The 5,967-nt window shown below is 42.4% G+C and carries 8 protein-coding genes; 6 read left to right on the top strand and 2 right to left on the bottom strand.

Annotation, left to right across the window (positions count from 1 at the left end; all coding sequences use genetic code 11):
• From CXF82_RS00235 to CXF82_RS00225, 3 genes are all read left to right on the top strand, one after another.
• A partial coding sequence (locus tag CXF82_RS00235) for a precorrin-2 dehydrogenase/sirohydrochlorin ferrochelatase family protein (RefSeq protein WP_102043456.1) occupies positions 1–661 on the top strand: 661 nt, incomplete at its 5' end.
• Between the two features lie 126 nt (positions 662–787).
• Positions 788–1,330 carry a YaeQ family protein gene (locus CXF82_RS00230; RefSeq protein WP_101089054.1) on the top strand — a complete coding sequence of 181 codons (543 nt, stop codon included), beginning with the start codon at positions 788–790 and terminating at the stop codon, positions 1,328–1,330.
• A 241-nt stretch (positions 1,331–1,571) separates the two neighbouring features.
• Positions 1,572–1,814 carry a YecH family metal-binding protein gene (locus CXF82_RS00225; protein WP_102043455.1) on the top strand — a complete coding sequence of 81 codons (243 nt, stop codon included), beginning with the start codon at positions 1,572–1,574 and terminating at the stop codon, positions 1,812–1,814.
• Between the two features lie 104 nt (positions 1,815–1,918).
• Here the strand turns inward: CXF82_RS00225 and CXF82_RS00220 are convergent, their stop codons facing one another.
• On the bottom strand, positions 1,919–2,323 hold the full coding sequence (locus CXF82_RS00220; RefSeq protein ID WP_102043454.1) for a phosphate-starvation-inducible protein PsiE: 405 nt from the start codon (positions 2,321–2,323) through the stop codon (positions 1,919–1,921).
• Between the two features lie 606 nt (positions 2,324–2,929).
• Entirely contained in the window at positions 2,930–3,733 is an 804-nt protein-coding gene (gene suhB / locus CXF82_RS00215) for an inositol-1-monophosphatase (protein ID WP_101089051.1), read from the bottom strand.
• A gap of 158 nt (positions 3,734–3,891) precedes the next feature.
• Between suhB and trmJ the strand changes: the two genes are divergently transcribed.
• From trmJ to CXF82_RS00200, 3 genes are all read left to right on the top strand, one after another.
• The gene (trmJ, locus tag CXF82_RS00210; protein ID WP_102039700.1) at positions 3,892–4,656 is read left to right on the top strand and encodes a tRNA (cytosine(32)/uridine(32)-2'-O)-methyltransferase TrmJ; all 765 of its coding nucleotides are present in this window, start codon (positions 3,892–3,894) and stop codon (positions 4,654–4,656) included.
• Between the two features lie 15 nt (positions 4,657–4,671).
• Positions 4,672–5,493, top strand: coding sequence for a serine O-acetyltransferase (gene cysE / locus CXF82_RS00205; protein ID WP_101089049.1), 822 nt, complete (start codon positions 4,672–4,674; stop codon positions 5,491–5,493).
• 197 nt (positions 5,494–5,690) lie between these two features.
• Positions 5,691–5,967, top strand: a 277-nt coding sequence (locus tag CXF82_RS00200) for an Rrf2 family transcriptional regulator (RefSeq protein ID WP_145991616.1), incomplete at its 3' end; no start/stop codon positions are given.

Below are 5,967 nucleotides of genomic sequence, written 5' to 3'. Positions count from 1 at the left end.
ACTCAATGAGAGGTTAGCGACTATCGCTAAGCAGGGTGGTATATGGGTTAATGTGGTTGATAATCCAAGCTTTTGCAGTTTTATAACGCCTTCTATTGTAGACAGAGGTCGATTACAAATAGCGATAAGCACCGCCGGCGCCGCGCCTGTTTATGCACGGGAGCTTAGAGCCAGACTAGAATCATGGTTACCGCAGTCGATTACGCCATTATTTGATTTTATTGCAGAACGTCGACAAGACGTGCAAGCAAAGTTACCAATATTTAAACAAAGAAGATTGTTTTGGGAGCGTTTTTTTAAGCTCAATCAATCTCGATTTGATAAACAAACAACGGCTCATTATCAAGCCAGTTTTACTCAGCAAGATGGACAAGGGGAGCTGTTACTGCTTGATGCACAAATCGAGGCTGAGCTTCTGCCTATCGCCGCGATGCCTTACCTGCAAAAATTAGATATTGTCTTTAGCGAACAATCGATGCCTCATACACTCAATGAGTTACTTAGGCGAGATGCTGCACGCGACAGTAACTGGAGTGATTACAGCTTGCAACAAGCACTCTACGAGGGTGAGCACTGCTTAGTGTATGCAGACGTTGCCGAGATTGATCGATTAGTCACACTGTTTCCGCAAGCCAAGCGTTTAAAAGTAGGGGCTATCTAAGTCAACTTGAGTTTAGAGTAAGTGGGTACTGTATTTTGTTATCAAGGTTTATAGTACCTTAATGTTTAGCCCTTTTAGAGGGGGATTTAAGGTACACTTAGCGCAAATACCCAGTCGAAAAAACTCATGGCCTTAAAAGCAACAGTATTCAAAGTATCTCTCCAAATCGCCGATATGGATCGTGCTTACTACAACGACCATCAATTAATGCTCGCTCAACATCCCTCTGAAACCGACGACCGTATGATGGTAAGATTGCTCGCTTTCGCTATGAATGCCAGCGAATCTTTAGCTTTCAGCAAGGGCATGAACGTTGACGATGAACCAGAGCTTTGGGATAAAACCTTATCAGGTGAAATTGATCTCTGGATTGAGTTTGGTCAAAGTGATGAGAAATGGATCCGTAAAGCCTGTGGCCGCGCTAAAGCTGTGCAGCTTATTACCTACGCTGGGCGTAGTGTTCCCATTTGGTGGAAACAGAACGAAGCCGCGCTAGCACGTTACAATAACCTAACGGTGACCAATATCCCAGAAGACGCCGTTAAAGCGATGGGACAAATGGTGGGTAAAAATATGGCATTGCAAATTAACATCTGTGAAGGTCAGATTTGGATTTCAGATGCAAATGACAGTGTGTTGGTCGAGCCTGAAATACTAAAGGGTGAATAACCTGCCTGTTTAGTGACGCTACACTTACTTTAAGAAGCCAGTCATATGATTGGCTTCTTTTTTTATAACATAAAAATGTAAATGATAAACGGTGTATCCGACATCGACTTTATACAATGTTGTTTTGCTTTATCCCAAGATTAAGCGTCTCAAAGTTAAACATTGTTGCTTAGATCAAAGTTTAACTGTTGGAATTACAGTATAAAGTGTCTATTAAATGCAGCTTAAATTTTGAGGGTATATGTCAGATTCAATACACGGTCACAAGGTTATGGAACTCATGCTTGAGCATGAAGAGCCTTTATCACGAGAAGCTTTAAAAGCGTTAATGCAGGGGACATTTGGTGCGGGCGCTCGTTACCATACTTGTTCTGCCGAAGAGATGGATGCAGAAGCCTTGATTGACTTTTTAGAGAAGAAAGGTAAGTTTATTCACTCTGAGACTGGCATTGCGACAGCAGCCGATCGTATTTGCAATCATTAAAACAATTAAGCATTAGACGTACGGCTTAATTAGCACAGTCTAAATAAAAAATGCTCAAAGTGTTAACTTTGAGCATTTTTGTATTCATCACACTTAAGTTGTGACTAATTATCTTCTTTAGGGCGGGGATACGGTAATTTCAATTGCCCCCAGCGGATAACAATAACAGTGGCTGCTAAAATTAACGTCGAGAATGAGATCGAAGCAATACGCCAGTCGTCCATAGCTTTCATATCTAAAATTAGATAACGCGCTAACGCAACAATAGCAATGTAAAGCGGCATTCTAATCGGCAATTTGCCCGACTCGGCATAATGCGAAACCATTGCTAACACTTCTAGGTAAATAAACAGCAACAATAAGTCAGCTAAAGCAACTTCACCCGCGTTAAATATATGCACTATCTCTTGTCCAATCGCCACAATAGTGGCGATGGCAATAATCATTAATACTAAATGTTCAACGGCTTTGATACTTGTAATACCGTATTTTCGATACATTTTATCCATGTTGTCCCCTAATGCAGTCGTTTCATAAAGAGTACCAGTAAATCGTATAAACGCGACATCGACGATGTGATGCTTTTCACAGTTGCGAGTTTTATATAGATAAATCAGGATTTTGTAACGAAACGTTTATGAATGAAAGGTAAAAAAATGACTGTGTCGTGTATGTTTTTAGACAATCTATGTAATACCAGTTGCATTAAAAGTCTGACCATTCAGCTGGAATTCAACGCCCTGTAGGCGAGATTGGGGGTTGAAGCTAATTGTTATTCTCGGCTCTGGCATCTTCGGTAACAGCTCTATGCGTTACTCTCGATAATTGCTCCTGCATTATTCTACCTTCGCCATTCATGGTCTCGTACCTTCTGCATCTGAGCTTCATGTAGGGAGTAAATGTCATATTTTGTATGGAACAAAATAGACCATTCTGTCGTCAATGCGCTTTGAGTTGAGAAGTTTGAGCACTTCTGAATTGACTACATACTTAATGCAATTGATATCAGCACTGGCATTAATGGATAAACATTTTAAGCCAGATACTGAGGTATAAAAAAACCGCCTAATGAGGCGGTTTTTAAAATATCCAAATAATTTATAATCTGCTGATCATTAACGCTTAAGCGCTTCGCTCAATAATGGGCGGAATGACTTAACAAGTGCAGTTGTTGTTTTTGGGTTGCCTGCAACGATATTTCCTGATGTGAGATAGTTATGGTTGCCAGTAAAGTCAGTTACTGTGCCGCCAGCTTCACGAACAATCAAATCACCTGCTGCAATGTCCCAAGGCTTAAGACCGATTTCAAAGAAACCATCAACACGGCCAGCTGCAAGGTAAGCTAGATCTAACGCGGCAGAACCTGCACGACGTAAATCAGCACATTGTGTAAATGTTAAAGCGAAAAGCTTCATGTACGTTTCAGTGTGCTGTTTTGCCTTGAAAGGGAATCCAGTAGCAATGATATTGTCACTCAGATCGTTTCTTGGCTTAACGCGAATTCGGAAGTCGTTTAACTTGGCAAATTTTCCGCGTACAGCAGAGAAAAGCTCATCACGAATAGGGTCATACACAACAGCAACTTCTGTTTTACCTTTAAACTGCATCGCGACAGATACAGCAAAGTGAGGGATACCTCTGACAAAGTTATTAGTGCCATCCAGTGGGTCTATGATCCAAACGTAATCTTTATTAGCGCCTTTGTTCTCACCTGTTTCTTCACCAATGATAGTGTGATCAGGGTAAGCCTTACGGATCTGGTAGGTAATTGCAGCTTCAGCTTCTTTATCCACGTTAGTGACGTAGTCATTAGCTCCTTTTGAAGTAACCTCAATACGGTCTAGTTCGCCATAAGCACGTGTAATTATTTGGCCGGCAGCGCGAGCGGCGCGCACGGCAATGGTATGCATTGGAAGCATTGCAAATCCCCTGGATGTAAAAGAACAGATATAAATTATCGGAGCCGAATTATACGTGTTTTTTCGATGATATCAAATGCTGATTTTTGTATAAGTAAAAATAGCAGGCTTGTGTTAAAATATTTTCAAGTGTCCTCTCATTTAAATTAAGTAATTTCATGCTCAGCAATATTCGCGTCGTTCTTGTCGGTACATCCCACCCAGGGAATATAGGTTCAACAGCCCGTGCTATGAAAACCATGGGGTTATCCACTTTATATCTAGCAGAACCTAGGGTTACACCTGATGGCCATTCAGTGGCATTAGCCGCAGGTGCTTCAGATATTTTAAAACATGCTATTACAGTAGGCTCTGTTGAAGAGGCTATTGCAGATTGTAGCCTAGTTATCGCTACCAGTGCGCGAAGCCGTACACTCGATTGGCCAATGCTAGAGCCAAGAGAGGCGGGTGAAAAACTTGTTGCATCAGCACTCACTGGTCCCGTCGCTATCGTATTTGGACGTGAAAACAACGGCCTTTCTAATGAAGAGTTGCAGGGCTGCGATTATCATGTTGCGATACCAGCCAATCCAGAATACACCTCGCTTAACTTAGCGCAGGCTGTTCAAATCATCTGTTATGAAGCTCGTGTAGCGCATTTAGCGCAGGTTCAAAAAGAGTTTGAAAGTAATAAGCCTGACGGATTTGTTGAGCCTGAAAACGAATATCCATTTTCAAAAGAGCGTGAAAACTTTTATGAACATATGGAGAACACGCTTTTATCGACCCATTTTATCGTGAAACAACATCCAGGTCAGGTAATGACAAAGCTACGCAGGCTATTCAGTCGCGCTAGAATCGAACGTCAAGAGATGAATATCTTGCGTGGAATTTTAACGTCGGTAGACAAAGTCGTCGCTAAGAATGAAACCAACGATAAGTAAAAGGAAGTAGTTAGCATGGGTGTTATCGCGAGACTTAAAGATGATATAGCGTCTATCTACCATAGAGACCCCGCCGCGAACGGAACAATTGAAATACTGTTCAATTATCCAGGCATGCAAGCAATATGGATCCACAGGATCAGTCATAAGCTTTGGGTGCGAAAATGGCGTTTGTTAGCGCGATGTCTATCTACATTCTCACGTTGGTTAACCGGTGTTGAAATCCACCCCGGTGCCACCATTGGCGACCGGTTCTTTATCGACCATGGGATGGGGGTTGTCATTGGTGAAACGGCCGAAATTGGTAATGATTGTACTTTGTATCACGGCGTGACACTCGGTGGTACGACATGGCAGTCTGGCAAGCGGCACCCAACGCTTGGCAATAATGTCGTTATTGGCGCAGGCGCAAAAATCCTTGGACCGATTACGATGAATGATGGCGCGCGTGTGGGTTCTAATTCGGTGGTTGTTAAAGATGTACCGATAGACACCACCGTGGTTGGCATCCCTGGGCGTGCAGTTGCTAGCCCGTCTGAGCAATCTACAGAGCAAACCAATCGGCGCACTGAAATGGCGAAGAAGTATGGCTTTGATGCTTACGCTGTTGCACCTGACAATCCTGATCCAGTCGCCAACGCAATTGGCCAAATGCTGGACCATATGACTTTGATGGATTCAAAAGTACAAGAAGTCTGTCAAGCAGTACAAAGTTTGGGCGGTAGTGTTTGTACGGAGAAGCTTCCTGAACTTGAAGTTGATGAGTTTAGTGAAGCTGAATTAGCGGCAGCACAAAAACGCCAGAAGTCATTAGATGAGTTTGATCCCATTATCTAGACTTATGTACGCCATTTTTACTAAACACCATTGAATCTTGCCTAATAAAAAGGTTAAATACCCCAGTAAAATGACGGGGTATTTAACCCCTGTCATGTTCTTTATAATACTTGACCAATTCACTAGGTTTTTATACTTGACTAATTTACTCAGGTATGATGAAATTGCCCTATGCTTTTTTGGGAGACGTACTAGCAATGAAACTTACATCAAAAGGTCGGTATGCTGTCACTGCAATGCTAGATGTTGCAATGCATTCTACTAATGGTCCAGTACCATTAGCCGACATTTCAGAGCGCCAAGGGATCTCTCTATCTTACCTAGAACAACTTTTCGCAAAACTTAGAAAAAATGGGCTTGTATCTAGCGTCCGAGGCCCTGGTGGCGGATATCGCTTAGGTACAGACGCAGGCGAAATTTCTGTAGGCATGGTTGTACGAGCTGTTGATGAATCTGTCGATGCCACTCGTTGCC

Origin of the sequence: Shewanella sp. GutDb-MelDb, assembly GCF_002836075.1 — a bacterium.
Taxonomy (GTDB): domain Bacteria; phylum Pseudomonadota; class Gammaproteobacteria; order Enterobacterales; family Shewanellaceae; genus Shewanella.
This window is presented reverse-complemented; position numbering and strand designations above follow the sequence as displayed.